Source organism: Melioribacter sulfuriphilus (assembly GCF_051488685.1).
GTDB lineage: Bacteria > Bacteroidota > Ignavibacteria > Ignavibacteriales > Melioribacteraceae > Melioribacter.
The window spans coordinates 226713-251713 of the sequence record NZ_JBPSEH010000001.1 but is presented as its reverse complement, the minus strand read 5'-3'; the positions used below and the strand labels follow the sequence as shown (position 1 = coordinate 251713).

At 34.7% G+C, this 25001-nt stretch carries 13 protein-coding genes and 1 tRNA gene; 12 read left to right on the top strand and 2 right to left on the bottom strand.

Annotated features, from left to right (window positions below; all coding sequences use genetic code 11):
* From ACSSV9_RS01050 to ACSSV9_RS01040, 3 genes are read left to right on the top strand one after another with little or no spacing between them, the layout of a single operon-like run.
* On the top strand, positions 1 to 1248 hold the full coding sequence (locus ACSSV9_RS01050; RefSeq protein WP_437345381.1) for a type II secretion system protein GspD: 1248 nt from the start codon (positions 1 to 3) through the stop codon (positions 1246 to 1248).
* Positions 1249 to 1279: 31 nt separating this feature from the next.
* Positions 1280 to 4729, top strand: a complete 3450-nt coding sequence (locus tag ACSSV9_RS01045) for a response regulator (RefSeq protein WP_437345380.1) — start codon at positions 1280 to 1282, stop codon at positions 4727 to 4729.
* The gene (locus ACSSV9_RS01040) at positions 4730 to 5404 is read left to right on the top strand and encodes a response regulator transcription factor (protein ID WP_437345379.1); all 675 of its coding nucleotides are present in this window, start codon (positions 4730 to 4732) and stop codon (positions 5402 to 5404) included. It begins immediately after the preceding gene.
* Here ACSSV9_RS01040 and ACSSV9_RS01035 read toward each other — a convergent pair.
* Positions 5401 to 6483, bottom strand: a complete 1083-nt coding sequence (locus ACSSV9_RS01035) for an ATP-binding protein (RefSeq protein WP_437345378.1) — start codon at positions 6481 to 6483, stop codon at positions 5401 to 5403. The two genes, ACSSV9_RS01040 and ACSSV9_RS01035, sit on opposite strands and share 4 nt — an antisense overlap.
* A 1-nt stretch (position 6484) precedes the next feature.
* The gene (locus ACSSV9_RS01030; protein ID WP_437345377.1) at positions 6485 to 7828 is read right to left on the bottom strand and encodes a sigma-54-dependent transcriptional regulator; all 1344 of its coding nucleotides are present in this window, start codon (positions 7826 to 7828) and stop codon (positions 6485 to 6487) included.
* 429 nt (positions 7829 to 8257) lie between these two features.
* On the opposite strand from ACSSV9_RS01030, the gene ACSSV9_RS01025 reads away from it, so the two are divergent.
* The 9 genes from ACSSV9_RS01025 to tcmP all read left to right on the top strand — a co-directional run bounded on the left by ACSSV9_RS01025 (position 8258) and on the right by tcmP (position 24901).
* Complete coding sequence (locus ACSSV9_RS01025) at positions 8258 to 10999, top strand: TonB-dependent receptor (protein ID WP_437345376.1); 2742 nt, start codon at positions 8258 to 8260, stop codon at positions 10997 to 10999.
* A gap of 30 nt (positions 11000 to 11029) precedes the next feature.
* Positions 11030 to 12064: an NHL repeat-containing protein gene (locus ACSSV9_RS01020; protein ID WP_437345375.1), complete on the top strand. Its 1035-nt coding sequence runs from the start codon at positions 11030 to 11032 to the stop codon at positions 12062 to 12064.
* Positions 12065 to 12247: 183 nt separating this feature from the next.
* Positions 12248 to 12319, top strand: a tRNA-Lys gene (locus tag ACSSV9_RS01015).
* Positions 12320 to 12710: 391 nt separating this feature from the next.
* Positions 12711 to 14549, top strand: coding sequence for an SNF2-related protein (locus ACSSV9_RS01010; protein WP_437345374.1), 1839 nt, complete (start codon positions 12711 to 12713; stop codon positions 14547 to 14549).
* A gap of 240 nt (positions 14550 to 14789) precedes the next feature.
* Positions 14790 to 16091, top strand: coding sequence for a helicase-related protein (locus ACSSV9_RS01005; RefSeq protein WP_437345373.1), 1302 nt, complete (start codon positions 14790 to 14792; stop codon positions 16089 to 16091).
* A gap of 386 nt (positions 16092 to 16477) precedes the next feature.
* Complete coding sequence (locus tag ACSSV9_RS01000) at positions 16478 to 20116, top strand: Eco57I restriction-modification methylase domain-containing protein (RefSeq protein ID WP_437345372.1); 3639 nt, start codon at positions 16478 to 16480, stop codon at positions 20114 to 20116.
* Positions 20103 to 21257 (top strand): hypothetical protein, encoded by a 1155-nt coding sequence (locus ACSSV9_RS00995; RefSeq protein ID WP_437345371.1) that lies wholly within the window; start codon positions 20103 to 20105, stop codon positions 21255 to 21257. Before ACSSV9_RS01000 ends, ACSSV9_RS00995 begins: the two co-directional genes overlap by 14 nt.
* A gap of 845 nt (positions 21258 to 22102) precedes the next feature.
* Entirely contained in the window at positions 22103 to 23752 is a 1650-nt protein-coding gene (locus ACSSV9_RS00990) for an ATP-binding protein (protein WP_437345370.1), read from the top strand.
* A gap of 366 nt (positions 23753 to 24118) precedes the next feature.
* Entirely contained in the window at positions 24119 to 24901 is a 783-nt protein-coding gene (tcmP, locus tag ACSSV9_RS00985) for a three-Cys-motif partner protein TcmP (RefSeq protein WP_437345369.1), read from the top strand.
* Positions 24902 to 25001: the final 100 nt, after the last annotated feature.

The following is a 25001-nucleotide window of genomic DNA, read 5'->3' as shown; positions in this document are numbered from 1 at the left end:
ATGAAAAGGTTAATTTTTATATCGGTCATGTTGATTTCAGCGTTGCTGCATGCACAAATAGATTTGCAGGAGAAATTAAAAGGTTATGTCAACCCTGAAGAACTTGTTACACTTTCGGAGAATATTACATTTAATCAGGCAATTGAAGTGCTGAGCGCAGTCAGCCAGAAAATTACTGGTAAAAAAATCGTATCAACTGTAGAAATCAATCAACCAATCGGAATAGAACTGAAAAATATTCAGTACAAAAAAGCATTGTTAATCATAGTTCAGTACAATAATTTAATGTTTGAGGAGACCGAATCGACAATAATTGTCAAGAAAAAAGACGACGCTAAAGCTGAACTTTCAAAAGAAATTTATGCCCCCGTCGACGAAAGGGAAGTTAAAATTTCTGCACTTCTTTTCGAGGCAAATGTAGCCGATATGAGAGAACGAGGAATCAACTGGGAATTCCTTCTGTCGAGAAGCGGCTTATCAATTGGTGGTAAATTGGTAACATTACAGGAACAACAGGAGCAATCTTCAACCACAACAACTCAAGTGCAGCAGCAACCGCCCGAATTCGGTATCGAAACTAAATCACAGTTTACAATGGGTGAATTTGAAGGAGACGCAACGGCTTTGTTTAGATTTTTCGAAACAGAAAATCTCGGGAAAATAATTTCACGTCCTACTGTTAGCACTGTAAACGGAGTTAAAGGCAGGACGCAGGTTGGCTCGGATATTTCAATTAAAGAACGCGATTTTGCAGGGAATATTATTGACCGATTCTACTCAACCGGAACAATTATCGAAGTTACTCCTTATATCTATACAGAAGACGGAATAGATTATGTTTACCTAAAGCTGAAAGTTGAAAGAAGCTCGGCTAATCCAGGAACGATTACAACCGAAATTCGTAAGACAACTGCAGAAACAAGTGTGCTTCTGCTCGACGGTGAAGAAACTGCTATCGGAGGACTCTACGTTAACGAAGAGACTTCGGACAGACGCGGCGTCCCAATCCTGAAAGATCTCCCCTGGTGGGTTCTGGGATTGAGATATATATTCGGTTACGAGCAGAAAAGTTTAACAACAAAAGAAATTATTATGCTTATTAAAGCCGATATACTGCCGTCGCTTAAAGACAGAATTTCCGACAAGAAGAGCAAAGGCGTTTTGAAAGAACAATTGAAAAAGAATACCGACGAAATAAAACAATATATGCAGGAATCCCAAAGAGAAAAAGAATACGAAGATAAATAATATGGCTCTATAATAACTATGTCGGGAAAAGATGAAACTAAATGCCAAGCTGATATTAATATCGCTTGTAATTGTACTCATTACAATTGGTGCCTCGTCAACTATCTACTATTCTTTAACTGAGAGGCTTTTTACACGCTTTAAATCGCAATTGATACTTAATTCAACCAACGACTTCATTTTCCTCTTCGAAAATTATTTACAGCAAAATGAATACGACATAAAAAGAATTATTAATAATAGTAATTCAGTTGACATTGATTCACTTGGAATCGATTTTTTATTTACTTTAAAAGATAATTCAATTATAGATCTGCAGTCGTTTAAATCAAAAAAAAAGTACAAGCTCGATCTGAGTAGACTGGACTTCAAAGAATTCATTAATAACAATCCAAGAATAGTCCTCGGCTATCTGAATTCTCAAGATAATTTTTATTATTATGGTATGATAATCGACTCGGATTTCCTGACGAAAATAAGCGAAAAGATTCGTTCGGAAATTGCATTTGTGGTCAATAATAAAGTAATGGAAGTATCAAATCCTTTGAAGAATGAAAGTATAGTGAACTATCTTGAGCAAGCAATTGACAACCTTAAATACAAGAACAACTATGATATTTTCAGCATAGAATCAGACGAAATAGATTTCAGCGCATCGATTTATACACCCACACAAATTGTAATTCCTTCGGGAAAATTCTCGTTTCTTACCTTCGACACATTCGAAGAAGGTGTAAATTTCAGAAATACTCTCAAGAATGTTGTTATTCTTGTTATCGTCTCTGGGGGAGCCTTCACATTTATAATAGTATTGATTTTTACCTATAAATTCAGAAAACAGATTTCGATACTCGATGAAGCTGCTGAAATTACTGCCAGAGGAGATTTAAATCACCGAGCGCGAATTATTACAAAAGACGAAATTGGCAAACTCGGCCAAGCATTTAATAAGATGCTCGACGTTATTAACGAAAAAGAAAAGACCGAAAGAGAATACACAGAATTTATTAAACTGATCAATAAAAATCCTTCACTCGATGAAATATGCGACGCCGCACTAAACAAGATTATTAAAACGACTCAAATTAGTTTCGGAATAATTTACGTAATAGATAAAAATAAATTAATAACCGGTGCCTCTTACGGCATCGAGGGCAACTCGATAGAAAAGCCGGAGGCCTATCTTAAACAAACTATCGATAAAAAGGAAATAATTGAACTGACTTTTGAAGAAAATCACCCTGTAATCAGAACGGGACTTAGTAGTATTAAAATTCGTTATCTGCTCTTATACCCAATAATTTATAATAATAAAACAGTAGCCGTACTGGAACTGGCGTCGGAAAAATTACCTGCCAGCGATATCAAGCTTTATTTGAATAATATTCAGGAGCAACTGGCTGTAGGTCTTGTCAATGCTCGGTCGCTTCAACAACTCGAAAATCTGGTTGGCGAATTAAGGCGCTTGAACGAAGAATACCAATTGCAAAATAAAGAACTCAAACAGCTCCATCTGGAATTAAAGGCAAAAGCAGAAGAACTCGAAGAAGAAAGAAAAAAAGCTGTGGAGCTTTACAATATAAAATCACGCTTTCTTGCTAATATGTCGCACGAATTGAGAACGCCTCTGATCTCGATACTCGGTTTGACAGAATTAATGCTAAAAGAAATTAATTCCGAAAAAAGCAGCAGAAAGTTAAAAGTTATTTTAAGAAACGGGAAAAAACTTTTACGACTGATTAATAATATTCTCGACTTTTCTAAAGTGGATGCTGGTAAACTCGAACTGAACAAAGAAAGATTCTTACTTTCCGATTTGATCGAAGATATTATCCAGGACGTCGAACAGATGGCGGCAGAAAAAAAGTTGAAATTTATTCTCGAGCTGCCGAAAAATATCGATTTCATGGTCGAGGCTGATCGTTCTAAACTTGAACAGATTCTTTCTAATTTACTGTTCAACGCATTTAAATTTACCGAAGAAGGATATGTAAGATTGAAAGTAGAACAGATGGACGAGACTTCACTCGCATTTGCAGTTGAAGATACAGGCGTGGGCATTACTGAAGAAAATAAAGAAAAGATATTTGAAGAATTCGGAAGAATCGAGACGAACACTTCGCGTAAATACGGCGGAGCTGGTCTCGGACTATCGATAGCAAAACATTTCCTGGAATTGATGGGCTCGAAAATTGAACTTGAGTCGAAAGCCGGAGAAGGTTCGCGGTTTTCTTTCCTCCTGAATAATATAATTATCGAAACTTTCGATTCTGAAGTCGAGACTTTCCAAACAAAAGATTCCGACCTGAAAAAATGTGCAGTTATAATTACATCGAATCAAAATACATACAAATTAATTGCCGATTATCTTGCCTCGTATAATTACGAAGTGATGGAGTTAAAAACAGAAAATCTGTCTGATCCAAAGACAAAACAAAAACCCGACGTATTTATTATCGGAAATATTGACGATCGTGGAAGAGAATGGGAAACGCTCTATAAACTGAAGACGGGAATGTACGCGAATACTCCTGTAATAATACTTACCGTTCTGGAAGATCAAAAAGTTGGCTGGATACCCAACATATACGATTTTGTTGTAAAACCGGTGTCGCGGCAAAGGCTGGAAAAGTTGATAAACGATGTGGAAAGCTATCTCGGCAATAAAGCCGAAACAATTTTCTGGGTGGATAAAAAGAAAGAAATTTATGATTCACTGAAAAGTGAAAGTTTGTCAAATTTTGAATACAGGTCGGGTCTCGAAGCGGCAATGAGCGCTATTGACTTTAACTCGACACAAATTTTTCTTATCGATGTTGAGTCGTTTGTTGCCGATGCAATTTTGTTTACTGCAATGATACGGCATAACGTCTTTACGCGAAATACAATGATTATATTAATACTCCCCGAAAGATATGATAGTATGAATGCCGAAGAGTTGACGCGTGTAATGAACTCAATTGCGCTACGGGAAAAAAATCATCCTCTCGATATACTCAAAGTAATCCGTGATAGAATAAAAATTGATAATGAGTTTCTCAAAGAAAAATTAATCGAAACCGACGAAACCCCAAAACCGGCAGAAGAAACTGTGGTCAAAAAAAACAAGCCGACTGTCTTGATAGTTGACGATGATCAGGACACACTTTTTACAATCGGGGAATTTGTCAAGCAGCTGGGCTGCAATGCCATCTTTGCTCACAATGGAATGGAATGCCTTCTGACGTTGAATCATGTTGAGCCTGATTTAATTTTTCTTGATATAATGATGCCGATGATGGACGGTTTTGAAACTATTAAAAAAATTAGAACAGAAAACAGAACTGCCTCAATACCTGTAATTGCTCTAACGGCTTATGCAATGCTCGAAAACAAAGAGGTTATCGAAAAAAACGGTTTTGACGATCTGGTTACAAAACCTGTCGAATTCTCTCTGCTTGCGGCTAAAATAAAAAACATTCTTCAAGGCAAGAGCGTATAAATGAAAAAGATCTTGGTTATTGACGATTATCCAGATAATGTATTCTTACTTCAGGACAGGCTCGAACAGGAAGGCTTTGAAGTGATCAAAGCATATGATGGAAAGATGGGCATTAAAAAAGCGATCGAAGAAAAACCCGATTTGATACTTCTTGATATTATGATGCCTGGTATGTCCGGTTACGACGTATGCAAAACTTTAACCAATACCGAAGAGACCAAACAAATTCCGATAATACTTTTGACAGCGCTTACAGAAGCTGAGAATCTGAAAGAAGGCTTGCAGGCTGGGGCGTTCGATTATATTAAAAAACCGTTTAATCGTACCGAACTTGTGGCACGAATTAAATCAGCTCTTCGCTTCAGCGAAACAAATAAGTTCCTGATTGAAATAGAAAAAATCAAAACGTATGCTGCTACAGTCGTAACGGCGAATCATGAAATCAAACAGCCTCTGACTTTGATAAATCTCTCCACTGCTGCAATTAGGCGTGAATTGTCGAAAGAAAATTTTTCTAAGGAGGCTATTCTTAAAAGAATCGAATTTATTGAAAATGCTGCACGCGATATAGTTGCAGTACTTGAAAAACTCGGCTCAATTAAAAAACCCGTAATTACACCATATGTAAACGATCTGAATATAATCGATTTAAAATCAGACGAGAGCAAAAACTAACCAATTAATTCCTTTACCATCGAAAGGATTTCATCGAAGTTATAGGGTTTATGAATTATTTTGCTGACAATCTCGTTTATTCCTGGTTCTAAGCTGTAATCGGTTTGAGAACCTGAAGCAAGTATGATTGGAATTGTTTTGTTCATAGTTCTTAATTTTTTTATGCATTCGATCCCTTCGATATCGGGCAGTTTCTGGTCAATAATCAAAAGGTCGGGAGGATTGGCCGGGTCGTACTTTTTAAACATTCCTTTACCGTCTGAAACAGCAGTAATTTTATACCCGTACGATTCGAGTAATTCGGTCAGCAATTCCAGTAAAATTTCCTCGTCTTCCACTAAAAGGATCTGTTTTGCTTTTTCGGTAGTTTTTTCTTTCGGATGCCCCAGTGATGGGAATGTAAGTAAAAATTCACTTCCCTTACCTTTCTCGCTCCAGACTTTGATTACGCCTTCGTAACTATCGACTATTTGTTTTACTATCGACAGTCCGAAGCCTCTATTTTTAACTTTCGACTTGGTCGAAAAATTTTCGTCGAAAATAAAAGGAATTATTTCTGGATCGATACCCGTGCCGTTATCGGATATTTTTATTTGTATGTAAGGCTGAGTGTTGAATAAATCCGATGAACCAGAACGATCGGTTATATTGATATTGGAAGTTGTTATTGTAATGGTTCCCCGGTTATTAATTGCCTCTATTGCATTTACGATGAGATTCAGAAAAATTCTGTAAAAATCGGAATAGCGCCCTTCGAGGGGGTACAGGTCGGGTTGAAGTTTGAGATTGAATTTGACTTTATTTCTTTGGCTAAGGCTAACTGTAGAAACCAGAATTTCGATTAATTTATTGACGTCGATTTTCTTTTTGTGATGTGGCTTACCCTTAGAATCGGCTTGCATGTCTTCCATTATTTCAGTAGCCATAAAGGCACTGCTTTCGATGCTGTTGATAATCGGCTCGACTTCATCATAGTTTGCCACTTTCTTCTTGAGGAGTTCGAGACTGTTTAGAATCCGAGTGATAATATTATTCAGATCGTGTGTCAGATGAGATGTCGATAAATTCCGTCTATTCATTTTATTTCAATTTGTACTTGATAATCTTCGAATAGAGAGTTTTTTGACTTATTCCAAGAGCACGGGCTGTATTTTCCCGATTCCATTGAAATTTGTCCAGCGCATTTTTGATATGAATTTTTTCAAGTTCTTCGAGCGTAAGGAATTCTCCATCTTTTTCAGAAAATTTAGTGAAATCGAATTCATCTTTAGGGATGTTTAAATCTTTCGGTTGAATAATATTTCCGTCCGAAAAAATAATTGCCCTTTCGATCATATGTTCAAGCTCACGCACATTGCCGGGGAAGCTGTAATTTAGAAGTGCCTTTTGAGCGCTTTCGGATAACTTTTTGAGTGATCTTACAGGAGACTTTTTTCTCAGGAAATACTCTGCTAAAAGGAGAACATCATTCTGACGCTGTCGAAGCGGTGGAATTGTAAGCGTGATTACATTTAAACGGAAGAGGAGGTCGCGTCTGAAGTTCTTATTTTCAGCTTCTTCCATCAGGTTTTTGTTAGTTGCTCCGATAACCCGCACATTCGATTTTAAATTTGTAACCCCACCGATTCTACGGAATTCTCCGTTTTCAAGGAATCTGAGGAATTTGGGTTGAAGTGTAAGACTCAATTCGCCAATTTCGTCGAGAAAGAGAGTACCGCCGTTGGCAATTTCAACCAGACCCTGTTTTGAAGATTTTGCGTCTGTAAAAGCGCCTTTTTCATAACCAAACAATTCACTTTCGATTAACTGGTCGGGCAACGAAGCACAGTTAATTGCGACAAATGGTTTTGAAGCTCTATCTGAATTTTTATGGATAAACTCCGCAAATAATTCCTTGCCTGTACCGGTTTCGCCTTCGAGTAAAATATTCGAATCCGAGCGAGCTGCTTTTTCAGCCAGACGGATTACTTCCTTAATTGCCTCACTTTCGCCTATAATTGCACCTGTATATGCCTGATTAACTTTCGAAGATAGAATTTTATTTTTGACAATTAAGTCTTTATGCTCCATAGCGCGTTCGATGGTTACGCAGAGCTGACCAAATTCGTAGGGTTTGGTAATAAAATCATAAGCTCCCTTTTTGATGCAATCGATGGCTGTCCGTACGTCGGATTTTGCGGTCAATACGATAATCTGTGTTGAAGGGTGATTTTCGATAACATATTCGAGTACGGTTTCGCCATGAACTTCTTTCATCTCGAGGTCGAGTAGAAGAATATCGTATGGAATCGATTTTAACTTTTCGATAGCATATTTACCGTCGTAAACAACGTCGACGCGGTAACCTTCGTTAACCAATTCTTCTTTTAAGAGATAGCACAAAGTTTCGTCGTCGTCAGCAATTAGTATTTTGGCGTCTTTCATCTTTGCAATCGTTAAATAAATTGTTAACAATATAAAAAAAATCGGGGATAAAACCATTTGTGGTATTCTCGTATTCTAATTTCGCTTATCCCGCCCAGTTTCATCTTAAATCAATTCAAAACGAAAAGTCCAATGCCCCGAAGGCAATTCATTAAACATCTGTTTTAATTTTTATAGTAATTGAAGCACTTATTCTAAACAATGAACATAAGATAATAATCTAAGAGCTTGCAATTTCAGAACTATCATATCATAAGTAAAATATTTGTAACTCCACAATTACGTATAGTGAAAACATTTCACTAAAAATACAAATGATAGAACAAAAAATAGCAAAGTCATCTTAACATTATTTTAATATTGGGTTAATATAAATTTAATGATTGCGGATTAGATTTCGAATTAAACAAATCCATTTATGGAGGAGAAATGAAAAAAATAGTTATACCATTTTTCTTGATTAATTTTTGGGCAAGTTTAGTTTTTGCCCAGGTCGGTAAATTAGCTGGTAAGGTAATGGATACAGAAGGGCATACGTTGATAGGGGCAAATGTTTATATTAAAGAATTATCCATCGGTAGCACGACGGATAACAACGGAAACTTTACGATATTAAATTTAGAAAAGGGGAAATATAGCTTAAGGGTGTCTTATCTTGGATATCAAGCAAAAGAAGAAAAGGTAGAAATTATAGCTAACCGAACAACATTTGTTGAAATTAAATTAAAGCCTGGAATAGTTGAAGCTGGTGAAGTGGTAGTATTAGGAGAAAGAATAGAAGGGCAGGCAAGAGCGCTTAATCAACAAAGAACCAACGATAACATTACAAATATTATCTCGACGGATCAGATAGGACGTTTTCCGGATCAGAATATAGGCGATGCATTAAAAAGAGTTGCTTCAATTACTGTTAATTATGATCAAGGAGAAGCACGTTATGTTAATATAAGAGGAACAGAACCACGCTTAAACTCTATTATGATTAATGGAGAAAGAGTACCATCTGCAGAGGCAGAAATAAGAAATGTGCAGGTCGATTTAATTCCATCAGATATGGTTCAAACAATCCAGATTAACAAAGCTATTACTCCAGATATGGACGCCGATGCAATAGGGGGAGCTGTAAATCTGGTTACGCGTGCACCATCCTCACTTTTAAGATTAAGTAGTACTTTGGCGAGTGGTTATAATTTCCTATCAGAAAAACCGATCTGGAATGGTGCTCTTGTATTCGCTAATAGATACATAAATAACAAATTGGGTGTGGTGCTAAGTGGCTCTTTATTTGACCACAATTTAGGCTCGGACAATACAGAAGGGACGTGGGAAAATGATGATGGAAATATTTTTCCCTCTGAATGGGAAGTAAGAGCATATAAGATTAGAAGATTACGACAAAGCCTTGCAGCATCATTTGATTATCAACTATCTCCAACTGATAATATATATCTAAAAACAATGTATAATCAAAGAAACGATTGGGAAAATAGATATCGTTTAAGGTATCGTCTCGATAAAGACAGAATTGTAAAACAAACAAAAGGTGGCATTAACAACAATAGGAATAATAATGCAAGATTAGAAGACCAGAGAACATTTACGATATCGTTAAAAGGCGAACATGTTCTTTTGACCTCGCTTAAAATCAACTGGGCGACTTACTATTCTTCAGCATCGGAGGAAAGACCTAATGAAAGATATATATCATTCCAGGTGAAAAATATTGAACAATTTTATGATATATCAAACCCGGAAAAGCCTATTATAAATTATAATTCCTCGTTACCAGAGGACTTGAATAATTGGGAATTTGACGAGCTAACAGAAGAACGCCAGTTTACGGAAGAAAAAAATTATTCAGCGAAAATAGACTTAGAACTGCCAATTTCACAAGGAATTAATAAAAATACTCTGAAATTTGGTGCCAAATATTCAAAGAAAGATAAATTGAGAGATAATAACTTCTTCTCATATACACCCATTAATAGCTTCGAAACTTTAGCCAATGTACCCGTGAAGGATTATACTGATAATAACTTCCTGGCAGGTCCTTATAAGATTGGTAAATTTGCAACAGAAGAATTTTTAGGCAGCCTAGATTTGAATGACCAGACTCTTTTCGAGAAAGAAGATGTACCAGCAGAATATGCACCCCAAAATTTTAATGCGAAAGAAAAAATATTTGCTGCCTATGCCATGCTTGAACAAAACGTCGATAAAAATTTAAAAATTATTGCAGGCTTTAGAGTGGAAAATACTTCTCTTGATTACGCAGGAAATGAGTTTAACGAAGAGACTGAAGAAATTAATAAAACTTATGGAAGCGATTCGTATACCAATTTCTTACCAGGAGTTCATATTAAGTTTAACTTATCGCCAAATCTAATACTAAGAGCAGCATGGACAAATACAATTGCACGTCCAAACTATTATGACCTGGTGCCCTATAGAAATATTATTACAGAAGATAATGAATTAGAAGTTGGTAATCCTGCACTGAAACCTACTCGTTCTATGAATTTCGACTTGATGCTTGAAAATTATTTTGAAGATGTGGGCATAATTTCAGGCGGAGTTTTCTATAAAAGTATTAAAGATTTTATTTATATCTATAACCAGGATGATTATTTCGACCCTGTATCAGGTAATGTTTATGAAATTTTCCAGCCTCGTAACGGTGCTAGTGCTACACTCTTTGGTTTTGAGTTTAGTTTACAAAAACGCTTGGATTTCTTACCCGGATTATTAAATAATCTCAACTTTTATTCAAATTATACTTACATATATTCAAAAGCCGATAATCCAATGCTTAGCGAACAGGTCGATGGAGATAAAGACATTGCTTTACCAGGGACGGCTCCGCATACTCTCAATTTAGCTCTAACTTATCAAGATGAAAAAATGGCACTGGGAGTTGCATTTAACTACACTGCACCTTATTTAGACCCGGATGAATTAGATTTAACACCTGGACTTGAAAGGTATTATGATGAAGTTACTTACTTAGATTTTAATGGTTATTACCGAATTATGCCTCAGTTACGACTGTTTTTTGAAGTAAATAACCTGTTAAATCAACCCTTACGATATTATGCAGGCGAAAGTTCAAGGACATATCAAGCTGAATACTATAATATCCATTTTACTGCAGGTATTAAATTTGACTTATAAAATTGTTAAAACAGATTAAAGTGTGGAATAATGAAAAAGATTATATTACTCATTAGTCTGAATCTCTTTACATTAAAATGCTCATCTACAATAGATCCTGTAATAGTTAAAGAATATATTCAAACTAAACGTGATACAACAGATAATGTCGACTCGCCAGCCTTCTGGGCGGGTAAAAACGGAGAGAAATGGATTATATCCACTGCCAAGTCCTCTGATTGTCTAATAGTTGATGACGCTGAAACAGGTAAAAACATTAAAAGAATTGGTACTAAAGGCGACAAACCAGGCCAGATGGATAGACCTAATGGCATCTTTGTAATCGATAGCTTGGCCTTTGTAGTAGAAAGAGACAATCATCGAGTACAGATTTTTCAACTGCCAGAATTCAAATCGATTGGTACTCTGGGTGATTCATTGTTAAAAAAACCTTATGGAATTTTCGTATATAAAACAAATGATTTTAATTACAGATTGTATGTTACAGATAATTACAATTTAGACGGTGAAAAAATCCCCCCTCGTAATTTACTTAATAAGAGAGTTCATATTTATACAGTGACTATTGTAAATAATAATATGAAGTGGAGATTTGAAAAAGCTTTTGGCGATACCACAGCAAAAGGTGTACTGCATGTTGTTGAGTCTATCCATGCCGACGTTGAAAACAATCTCTTATTGATTGCCGAAGAGGATACAACCCAGTCTACTATAAAGGTGTACGACCTCGAGGGTAATTTTACTGGAAATGTAATGGGTGATGGCTTATTTGATGGCCAGATTGAAGGAATATTTTTAGTAAAATGTGATGATAAAAGGGGTAAATGGATAATCACGAATCAGTCAAAGAAAAATAATAGGTTCTTGATATTTGATAGAGCTAATTTTAATTATATTGGCTCTTTTATCGGAACAAATACAACAAATACAGATGGTATCTGGTATACAAGTACTCCAATCGGAAAATTATCGAAAGGAGCTTTCCTTGCAGTTAATGATGACGGTAATGTTTCCATATTTAATTGGAAAACTATTGAGCAATTATTGCATATCGAATGCAACTAAATAATCAGTTAATTGCCTTTGTAAACTTATTTTTTAGTAATATCGCATTCATTGCAAGACTTCGACTAAGAAGCCCAATTCACATCGAACTATATAAGCCATAAATTTGGAATTTATTGCCAGAAACGATATATTTGCATCTCAATTAGTACTAATTATCTAATATTTACGTTCATTTTTTCGGGGCGCGTAGCTCAGGGGTAGAGCATCTGCCTTTTAAGCAGAGGGTCGGTGGTTCGAGCCCACCCGCGCTCACTCCCTTAATGCCTTGTAACTTAAATCTGTTGCAAGGCTTTTTTATTTTTAAAATTGCTGATTAATTCCAGACGATTCATCTACAGAACTATTGTAATTCAAAAATGAAGTAAAATAGAACCTTCATTTATTATATGCAGAGAGTAACGGGGCATTGTTAAGTAACCATAGCTGATCTTATCTGCTCTTTAATTCCTTGTAGACGGTATTATGGCAAGAGATAATTTTTTGAAGTATTAAAAATCGATGCACTCTGTTTTGAGGGCTTTCAATTTAAACCTGCTTTTGTTATTCGGGATATCTGAGTTTAATTCTTTATGCTTTGTATAGTTATGATAATTCATTATTTTACAAAAAATATTTTAAGTAAAAATCCTTCTCTGTTAACTCAATGAGCAATTTCATAACGAATAGTCAGCAAAAGCAATTAAAAACAAGACTTATCGAATTACTCGCAAAGAGCGACGAATTAAAATTTCTGATAGGTTTTTTTTATTTCTCTGGCATCAGAGAATTGTATAATGGACTAAAAGAAAATCCAAAAGTGACAATTAAAGTGCTCGTTGGACTTGATGTCGATAAGATCAATTATCGTTTAATTGAGCACTCAGAGGACGAAAAATTATCTGATGAGGAAAAAATAGAAAATTTCTTTAGTTCAGTTAAAAAATCAATTAATAATGATGCCTTTGATGTCAAGGAGTTCTATGAACAATCGACTTTTTTCCTGAAATTAATTGCCGACAATAGATTGATTATAAGAAAAACCTATCGGCCGAACCACTCAAAATTGTATTTATTTAAGTTGGAGGAAGGACAGGTTGGTAAGTCAAAATTATTTATTACAGGCAGCAGCAATCTAACCCGGGCGGGTCTTTCTGAGCAAAACGAATTTAATGTTGAAATTAGCGATTACGGCTTTGAAGAAGCTGAAAAATACTTTGATGATTTATGGAATACCGCAGTTAAAATTACAGAACAGGAAGATATTAAAGAAAGATTGATCAAAACTATTGAAAACGAAACTCATATCAGAAAAATAAAACCATTCGAAGCGTATGTATTCGTTTTAAAATCATATCTCGATTCTTTCCAGCATAAATCTTTATCGTCCTCTCTCAAAGAATTATTAAGTAAAAAAGGGTACAAAAACTATAAATATCAAAATGATGCTGTTGAAATTGCTCTTTCGATCATCGAGCAGCATGGCGGGGTACTGGTTGCAGATGTAGTAGGACTCGGTAAATCTGTAATTGCCTGCATGATTGCTAAACAGTTGAGAGCAAGAGGACTTGTGTTGTGTCCGCCTGGTTTAATTGGCGATGATAATAAAACTGAAGGCTGGCGGAAATATTTAAATGAATTTCAGCTTTATGATTGGGAGGCTCGCTCAATTGGTGACCTTGAAGAAGTTTTAGATTTTGTGAAAAACAATGATGACATTGAAGTTATTATTGTCGATGAAGCACATCGCTTCAGAAATCCCGATACTCAAAGTTATGAACTTCTAAAAAATATTTGCAGAAATAAAAAGGTAATTCTACTTACTGCCACACCTTTCAATAATAAACCGGAAGATATTCTGGCTATGCTCAATCTCTTCATTATTCCCAAACAATCGTCAATCACGCTTGAAAACAACATCATCTCTACATTTAGAACAATAAATACTTTATTCGATAGACTTGCCTATATTACAAAAAATTATAATTCGAAAGATAAACGTAAATTAAATAGGGCTAAGAGTTATTACAGATTATTATTTGACGAAAGTGAAATTGACCTAAGAAGAGTTAAAAGGAAATCACATTCGCTGGCTAAACAAATTCGCGATGTAATTGAACCAATAACTATTAGAAGAAATCGATTGGATTTATTGAAAAATCCTTTCTACAAAAATGAGGTTAAAGATTTATCTAAAGTCGAACCACCGATTGAATGGTTTTATGAATTGACCGACGAGCAATCAAGTTTTTATGATGAAATAATGACTAATTATTTTGAAGACCCTGATTACGGTGGGAAATTCAAAGGCGCTATTTATCTGCCTTTTGTTTATGAGGAAGGTGTTGACACCAGATCGTCCGATGACAAGGATAAAGAAAAAAATCGTGAGTTGTTACAACAGCGTAACTTATTCGATATTATGCGCAGACTCCTTGTTAAGAGATTTGAAAGCTCTTTCGGCGCATTCGTGCAAAGTATCAAGAACTTCAAACATATTAACTAAACTGTACTTGAATTTATAACTAAAACAGGAAATGACGATCCAGAAAAAGGGAAATATATTTTAGACAGAGAATTAATTGAAAGAATTGTCGAATGGACACCGGATGAAATTGAAGATAAATTAAAAGAGTATCCAGAAATTCTTAAAAAAGAAACTTACCCGAAAAAATATAAGATCTACCAGATCGAAAAGTTCAAACATGCAAAAAAATTTATTGCGGATATTCAATCAGATATTCAATTGTTTGATGAAATTCTTGACAGACTTTCAAATCTAAATTTGATTGATAATGACCCCAAGGTTTCCTGTCTGCTTAAAAATATCGAAAAAGAATTGAATGAGGTACCATCGCCACATGAACCCAAAAGAAAGATTGTAATTTTTTCTGAATACGCCGATACTGTAATTTATGTTTATGAAAAAATGAAAAAGTTAAAGCCGCAACTTGCTGAAAGAACGCTAGTTGTTACAGGCTCAATAAGCGATTCGAAAATTTCAGAGGTGAATAAGAATTTTGATGCATCGGCGAGTGTACAATACAATGATTATGACATTTTACTTTCAACGGATAAACTGAGCGAAGGTTTTAACCTTAATCGCGCAGGAATGATTGTTAATTATGATATTCCCTGGAATCCCGTTAAAGTAATTCAAAGACTTGGAAGAATTAATCGCATAAGCAAAAAAGTATTTGATAAAATCTATATCGTTAACTTCTTCCCGACCGAAAAGGGTGCCGAACTGGTTCGCTCCCGAGAAATTGCACAGAATAAGATGTTTATGATACACAATACCTTAGGAGAAGATTCAAAAATATTTGATATCGACGAAGAACCTACACCTTCAAAGCTTTATCAAAAATTAATGCAAACTCCTGACGAAAGCGAAGAGGAAAGCTTCCATACAAAAATTCTTAATCTTTATCAGGAAATTAAAGAGAAATACCCAGAAGTAATTTCAACAATCGACCAATTTCCAAGTCGAGTAAAAGTAACTAAAACTTCTAATGAAGACGAAATGATTGTTTGCTTCCGTAAAAGCAGAGTGTACATAAGACTTTTAAGGAAAGTTGATGGGAAAATGGATATTTCTGATTCTTCGTTTGAAGAGATACTCGAAAAAATTAAATGCGAACCGGAGGAAAAACCAATTGAAATTGACGATGAATTCTGGGAAATGTATGAGAGAGTTAAAAATTATGAAAATACATCCAGTAATGGAGCTTCAATGTTTAGCATTGAAAATAAAGCACTCGGTAAACTTGACTTCCTTATCCGCACTAACGAGTCTGCTGAGTTGTTACCTCATAAAAAATTCCTGCGCATGTTAAGAGAAGATATTATTGACTACGGAACTTTGTCTGAATATACATTAAGAAGAATTGCCAATCTTAAAACTGAAGTTATGGATTTCAAAAGCATAATAGAAGAAATAAACCAATTGGAAGCTGAGTTAGGCGAAGATTATTTATCAAAAGAAAAACAAAGAATATCATCGAAAGAAAAAGAAGTAATAGTGGCAATCTTGAATAAATCTCAGTGAAGGTAATTAAACCGCAGAGAACGCAAAGTATGCGCAAAGAACACTCTGACACAGTGACCTTTGCGATTCTTGGCGCCCTTAGCGGTTAAAAACATTGATTAAATGGGCAAAGAAAAAGGAAGAAATGAAAGACTGAGAAATTAAACCGCAGAGAACGCAAAGTATGCGCAAAGAACGCTTTGACACAGTGACCTTTGCGATTCTTGGCGCCCTTAGCGGTTAAAAACATTGATTAAATGGGCAAAGAAAAAGGAAGAAATGAAAGACTGAAAAATTAAACCGCAGAGAACGCAAAGGTTGCGCAAAGAATGCTCTGACACAATGATCTTTGCGTTTCTTAGCGCCCTTAGCGGTTAAAAAAGATCCAAGCAACGAGGGAGTAATTTATGAGCATCAAAGAAATCATAAGCAACCTTACAACCAATTTTGACCCTGAATATATTGTTCACCTCTTAAGAGAAAAGGCAAGAACATTTCGACAAATTAATAGATCCCTTCCGCAGTATAACGATGAAAATTTCATCGACTGTTTACATTTAGGTGAGTTCACATTAGAGAATCATGACAAAATGATAGTTGTTACTGTTAAAGTAAGCAAAGAACTCTCCGAACGCTCCGGCAAAAAAGCACAATACGCATTAGGTAAAAAAATCCTGAAAAATCTCAACAGTTACATCGGTGGCTTTTTTATTTTTTACGATGATAAAAGTGATTTCCGTTTTTCTTTAATCTACGCAATTCCCCTCGCAACGGGAAAAAGAGACTGGAACAATTTCAAAAGATACACTTACTTTGTCAGTAAAGAGCAGGCGAACAAAACATTTATCAATCAAATAACCTCTGCCGACTTTTCAACCCTCGATAAAATAATAGATGCATTCAGCGTAGAGAAAGTTACAAAAGAATTTTACACAGAAATTGCGAACTGGTTTTTCTGGGCTATGGATCTTGTCGAATTTCCTGATGATGAAGACAAAGACAGGGAAAACAGAAATGCAAAGAGTCTCATCCGACTTATCACCAGAATGATTTTCATCTGGTTTATGAAAGAGAAAAGACTTATTCCTCCTTCACTCTTTGAAAAATCTGTAATTGATGAAATTATAAACTACAAGGATAAAACCGGCAGTACTTACTACAAAGCCATACTTCAAAATTTGTTTTTTGCCACACTTAATACAAAAATGAAAAGCGATGACCCAAATAGCAGAATTTTTGTTGACGAGGCAGAAAAACGTGGCTTTGTAAGCGATGCGTATCTTGAGCAAGGTTATTACCGTTACAAAAGATTTATTAAAAATAAAGAACTATTCCTGAAGCAATTTGAAAAAGTACCTTTTCTTAATGGTGGTTTGTTTGAATCGCTTGATAAAAAAGTTGATGGAAAAGAAATAAGAATCGATTGCTTCTCGGATAATCCAAAAAATGAAACCCGACTTAAAGTACCGGATGAACTCTTCTTTCTTGAAACGGAAAGAGAAATAAACCTCTCTAACTACATTGAAAAAGCTAATAACAAAAAAGTCAAAGGATTATTCTCCATTTTTAAGCAATATAACTTTACAATCGACGAGAATACTCCGGTTGACCAGGATGTTGCATTAGACCCTGAACTTTTAGGTAAAGTTTTTGAGAATCTTTTAGCTGCCTATGTCCCCGAAACAGCAACCACAGCACGAAAATCCACCGGTAGTTATTACACACCGCGAGAAATTGTCGAGTATATGGTTGATGAATCTTTAATTGCTTATTTGAAAAACAAGGTAATTGAACGTGCAAAAAGTTATTTGCCACTTGGAACAGACCAGGCCGATATGTTTGGCAATAGTGTAATTGTTGGTCAACTGAAACTTGAGGAAGAATTATTAAGAGGCAGATGGATAAACAAAGAAGAGCAATTTACAGCTGAACTCAAAAAGCTATTTTCGTATGACGATACTCAACCCGAATTTACAGCAGAAGAAAAAGAATTTTTAATTGATGCAATAGAAAATCTAAAAGTGCTGGATCCTGCCTGCGGCAGCGGTGCTTTTCCTATGGGAGTTCTGCATAAACTCGTTCTTGCATTGCATAAGCTCGATCCTCAGAATGAGATATGGAAGAAAAAAATGCTCGAGAAAGTGCCTGCAGAAATTCGACACGAAACTGAAGTATCTCTACAGAACAAGTCGATTGATTATATAAGAAAATTAGGTCTGATTGAAAATTGCATTTACGGAGTTGACATACAGGAGATAGCAATTCAAATAAGCAAACTGAGATTTTTCATTTCACTCCTCGTTGAACAGGAAATTGATGACACAAAAGAAAACCGCGACATTCGTGCCCTGCCCAATCTCGAAACAAAATTTGTTGCTGCTAATACATTAATTGGACTGGAACGTTCGGAACAAATGAAACTAACTTCAAATGAAATTGAAAAACTGGAAAAGAATTTATTCAAAGTTAGAGAAGAAATTTTTTACACAAACAGCCGGAAAGAAAAATATGAACTCCAGAAAAAAGAGAGGCAGTTAAGAGCGGAATTAAAAATTGCATTAGAACATAACGGCTTTCCAAATGACATTACAGAAAAAATAACTAAATGGGACCCATTCGATCAGAACACTCACGCAGATTGGTTTGACCCCGAGTGGATGTTTGGAGTAAAAGTTTATACCGAACAGGATCGAAGTGAGGGATTTTATATCGTGATTGGGAATCCGCCGTATGTTCAATTGCAAAAATCGATTAGTGACAAATCAAAATTAAAATATGCCGACTTATACAAAAATCAGAATTATAAAACATTTGATAGGACTGGAGATATTTATTGTCTTTTTTATGAAAAAGGAATTAATCTATTAAAAGAATCTGGATTTTTGTGTTACATCACTTCTAACAAATGGATGCGTGCGGGTTACGGAGAAGTTTTAAGAAAGTTCTTCTCAAGATTAAATCCCATACTGTTAATTGATTTAGGTCCCGGTGTTTTTGAAAATGCCACCGTTGATACAAACATCCTGTTGATACAAAAAGCAAACAATGATAACAAACTATTGGCAGTTACTTTACAAAAAGAAAATAATAATGCTGACATAGCTAAACAACTCAATGAGCGTGGCGTAATCTTAAATAAACTTACTAAAGATGCCTGGTTCATAGGCAACAGCGCTGAGCAAAGGCTCAAAGAAAAAATTGAGCGGAAGGGCAAGCCCCTAAGGGATTGGGATGTGAATATTTACCGTGGAATTGTAACCGGCTTAAACGAAGCCTTTATCATCACCACCGAAAAGCGCAATGAGATACTTGATAATTGTAAAGATGTGGCCGAAAGGGAACGCACCGAAGCCATTATCAAACCAATTTTAAGAGGGCGCGATATAAAACGCTACTACTACGAATGGGCAGGGCTGTGGGTGATTATTGCTAAATATAATAGTTATAAAATTATTCCAAATGAATATCCTGCAATCTACAACCATTTAAAAAAATTTGAGATTCAATTAAAAGACAGAGGTCAATGCAGGTATTCAAGAAATGAAAAACAAAAAAATCAGGATTTTCCTGGACAACATCATTGGCTGGAACTGGATAATAATCCCAATGATGAATATCTTGGTAAATTTGAGAAGGAGAAGGTGGTATGGAAAAGGATCGGTTCAGTAATTAGATTTTCTTATGACAATAAAAGTATGTATACAATTGATAGTAATGTTATAATGACTGGTAAAAATATTAAGTTTTTATGTGGTTATTTAAATTCAAGATTATCTATAAAGCAACTATTAGAGAATTCACCAAAAACTGGTACTGGTGATGTAATTATCAGTGTTCAAGCTCTAGAGCCACATAAAATTCCCTCCATCACCGCCTCCAATCAGCCGATAGTTTCGCAGATAGAGGCGCTGGTAGACAAAATTCTTCAGGCTAAGAAAGCCAACCCAAATACAGACACCACCGCATGGGAACGCGAGATAGACCAGCTGGTGTACCGTTTATACGATTTAACAGAAGAAGAAATAAAGATTATTGAGAAGAAATAAAAAGGGTGGAGGTATGGGTACAAACCAAAATATAAATAATCATCAAGTTTTTATGGTAATTGATCAGATAAGAAGCCGCTTAGGTTCTGATGATGCTTCACAAATACCAATAGAGGATAGAGATTTAATTATATCTATAATTGAATATTTTGAAGCAAGAATGAGTATCGTTTACGTCGAATTCACGATTAAAAATACGCTTAATACCATTCAAACATACTTTCAACAAGCCCTTAACGATATAAATAATTTTTTGGTAAACAAAAATTATGGACATATTAATAATGCGAAGAATAGTTTAATAAATGCAATACCATCTATAAATTCTCTTCCTTTTATAATACCTAAAAGAGATAATTTATCAAAGATTGTAACAGACTTTAGAAATTTAGTAACATCTGAATTAAAAGAAATGCAAAACAAATTTAATGATATTAAAAATAAAATTAGTTCCTTTAATCAACTAGTTACACAGATTGATCAAAGATTTAGTCAACAACAGCAACAAATAAATCAATTATCTGCAGGATTTCAAAATGAGTTTAATCAATTAAAATCTTCTTTAAGTAAAGAAATAGTAGAAGAAAAAAATAAAGTCATAGAACAGAGTAATAGATTATTGAATGAACTATCAAATAAACTTGAGAGTGCAAAGAAAATAGTAAACATAATTGGTAATATTAGTGTTACAGGTGACTATCAAGAAACTGCGGAGTATCATAGAAAACAAGCAAATGTGTGGAGAAGAATAACAGTTGTATTTATGACGGTAGCTGTTGGTTATATGGCGTTTACTGTATTGAATATTGGACATTATGATTGGCACATTTCATTATTAAGGATATTATCAACTCTTCTTTTCATTTATCCTGCTCAATATGCTGCTAATCAATCAAAGATTCATAGAGATCAAGAAATTTATAATAAAAAGATGGAGTTAGATTTGGCTGCTATTAATCCTTTTATTGAATTATTTGATGAAAAGAAAAAACAAGAAATTAAAGAAAAATTAGTAGAAAAATATTTTAGTCCCAATACCATAAATGATAAAGTAGAAAATGGTATTCCGATTACGGTATATGAAAAAATCATTAGTCAGATTATTAGCTTAATTAAGTCTTTTAAAGGAACTGGTGCATAAGATATTGGCTTAATAATGGAAACTCACTAGATAGATAAAAGCAAGTGTGAAAGAAAGATAAACCCATTGTGTATAATTTGTACGATTTGACAGATTAGTAGATAAAGATTGTGGAGGGATAGGCCCCGGTCGTTGAGCTTGTCGAAACGACCGCACCATAAAGCCCGCTCGACCCGGTACGTTTTTTACAAGCGGCTACACTTTGATAAATCAATGCTTCGCTCAACGAGCGATGAAATCCTGCGGTCGTTGAGTAATGAAATGTATCGAAACGACCGCTAATGCTCGTCCCGGTACACTTCGTTACTCGACGAGCGATTACGTCCTCGGTTGCTGAGTAGTTCTTCGATAGAAGAACGTATCGAAGCAACCGCCAGCGCTCGTTTCGATACGCACTTCGTGCTACTCAACGAGCGGAAGATATTTCGGTTGCTGAGCTTGTCGAAGCAACCGCTTTTAAGTGAAAGTGAATTTTTAAGATTCATTAGAGTTTGCTTCGCTCACTTCGTTCGCTCGCAAGGACGATTCAGTAAGTGTCATTACGAGGAATCACCCCGCCTGTGGCGGGGGGATGACGAAGTAATCTAAAGAAGCATTTTGAAGTTTGCTTTGTCATTCACCTGCGGATTATTCCTCGCAGAGACGAGCTGACTCATAATGTCATTGTGAGTCCTGCTATTGGTGGTACGAAGCAATCTCTTGTAGTTTAAAAAGGCGATCTATTTCACGCAGCGGTTGCTGAGCCTGTCGAAGCAACCGCCATCCAAAACAAGAAACAACCAAAATTTAATAAACTTGCTTTCATAAAAAAACAATATATTTATACAAGCAATTTCAATCTGGAAATGGAAAACATTAACTACGAAAAAAAATCACTAAAATTATTTCAGTCAATCAATCCTGATTATTTATCGATTGCAAAAGAATGCGTCGCTTTTGCAAATGCAAAGGGAGGTGTTATTGCTATAGGAATTGAAAATAATCAGGATTATCCACCGAGTAATCAAAAAATTCCCCAAGATTTACCGGAAAACATTCGGAAAAGAATTAGCGAACTCACGGTTAATGTTGGTATTGATGTAACTATTCAAAAATCCGAAAATGGAGGAGAATGGTTGAAGATACAGGTTCTACCTTCCCAGTCAACTATTGCATCCACAACAGATGGAAGATATTATATACGCGTATCAGACCAATGCAAACCAGTCTTGCCTGATGAACTTTCACGACTTTTTACCGACAAATCTGCTTTTATCTGGGAAACAAAGGTTGTTCAAAAAATAAAATTGCACCAATGCGACCAGAATAAACTTAAACATTTTGTAGAGGACGTAAAACAATCGTTTCGTGTTAGTGATTTTGTAAAACAAAAATCTATAGAAGAATTGTTACTGTATTATCATTTTATAAATGAAGATGGATATTTAACAAATTTAGGTATTTTATGGCTGGGTAATCAAAATCAAAGAAGTAATTTGCTATATGCTCCAGTCGTACAATTTATAAAATACGATATCAATGGTAATAAAATAAAAAAATTAGTCTGGGACGATTTTTCTTATAATCCCAAAGAGCTCATCCATGATATTTGGATAAAGATAGAGGAGTGGAGAGAAGGGGTTGAAATCTCTGAGGGCATATTTGGTAGAACTATTATTTATAACTATAATGAAAATGTAATAAGAGAATTGCTTGCAAATGCTATTGTCCACAAACCATATACTACAAGAGGCGATATTTTTATCAATTTATATCCAGATAGACTGGAAATTCATAATCCAGGATTATTGCCTTTGGGAGTAACACCTCAAAATATATTACATCAATCTGTGAGAAGAAACGAGCATCTTTCAAAAATTTTTTATGACCTTAATCTGATGGAAAGAGAAGGGAGTGGTTATGATAAGATATATGAAATTCTTTTAAGTGAAGCCAAAAAGCTTCCAGAGGTAGAAGAAAAAGATGATAGAGTCGTAGTAAGAATATTTAGTGCTATTCAGGATCAAAAGGTTATTACATTAATTGAGAAAATAAAACAGTTTTATCTGCTTAATCAAAAAGAGATTATCTGTCTTGGTATTATTGCCCAGAAACAAAGTATTATAGCTACAGAATTTGCTCGTGCAATACAGAGTAGAGATGATAAACAAATTAGGAACTGGTTGGGCAGATTAATTAAATATGAGATTATAAAGACAATAGGCAAAACAAAAGGAATGAAATATTTCATAAATCCCGTAGTACTTAAAAATACAGATTTAGAAAAAACCAATTTAATAAACATCGAGCCTCATCGTTTAAAAGCACTCATAATTGAGGATTTAAAAAATTATCCTCATTCAACTATTAAGGAAATACATAATCGAATTGGTAAAGAAATTTCAATTAGAAATTTAAGAACTTGTTTATATAATTTTGTTAAAAATGGAGAAATTAAATCTTCAGGAAGTAAAAAATTCCGCAGATATTTTATTGACGAAAATTGGGGGAAATAAATGCTTATTTTTTTGGTTATAAAATGGGAAAAAAGGTAACATATTATTTTATAAGGATTTTTATTGACAGAAGTATGGGGAAAAAAATGACAATTTTTATTGACACAAAAATAAAAAATCCAATTCACTTACTTTCAGCTCATTGTCATGATAATTTTCGAAAAAAATCTTTTTATTGATAAAATAATAATTACTGTTTAAAGTTTTAATACTTAGTTGAAATAATAAATTATAGAAAACACTACCCGCGGTTGCTGAGCCTGTCGAAGCAACCGCATTAGCAGATCCTCCATGTGATGTTCAATTTATGCGATTTAATGGAGGATAAAAAGAATGAAGAAGTACTAAATAAAATAGAGGGTAGAAATGAATCAAGTAAATGAACCAAAATCAATTTGGGGAGGAAATTGGACGGAAAAGAAACTTGAAGCGTTTGAAAATTATGTGTCTGCTTATCTAACTATAATGAATGCACAAAAGAGAAAATACAATGGCTGGCCTATAACAATTTATTTTGATGGCTTTGCCGGGAGTGGAGAAAGAATTTCAATGTCAGAAGAACAAAGACAGTTATTTTCTGAATACCTTGTAAAAGAAGATTTAGCAGTTTATAAAGGTTCGGCAGAAAGAGTACTCAGTATAAGTCAAAAATTCGATTATTACTATCTTGTAGATAATGATCTCAGAGCAATTGAAAAATTGAAAAATAAACTCTCATTCTTGAATTTGATTTTAAACAATTGTTATTTTATTCCCGATGATGTAAATAATCAGTTGATTAAACTCTCTGAAATTCTGAATCAAACGAGTGCTGCTCTTGTCTTGTTAGATCCATTCGGTATGCAAATTAACTGGTCGAGTATTGAAAAGCTTAAAGATAAAAGAGTTGATCTTTGGATTTTAATACCATCTGGTGTAATAATAAATAGATTTCTAGATAAAAAAGGGAAGTTGATATTTTCAAAGAAACTACAGTCCTACTTTGGGCTAACAGAAGATGAAATCCGAGATAGATTTTATGATGTAGAGACCGTTGAAACTTTATTTGGTGATGAAGAAAAGATTAAAAAAACAAATGACTCTATTCATAAAATTGCTGAACTTTATATAGAAAATTTGAAAAAAGATTTGGAGATTCGTTACGGATAAACCTTTGATATTGAATAACACGCGGAATTTACCTATTTATCATTTTGTTTTTGCATCAAACAATGAAACAGCATTAAATATTGCAAAGCAAATAATTAAG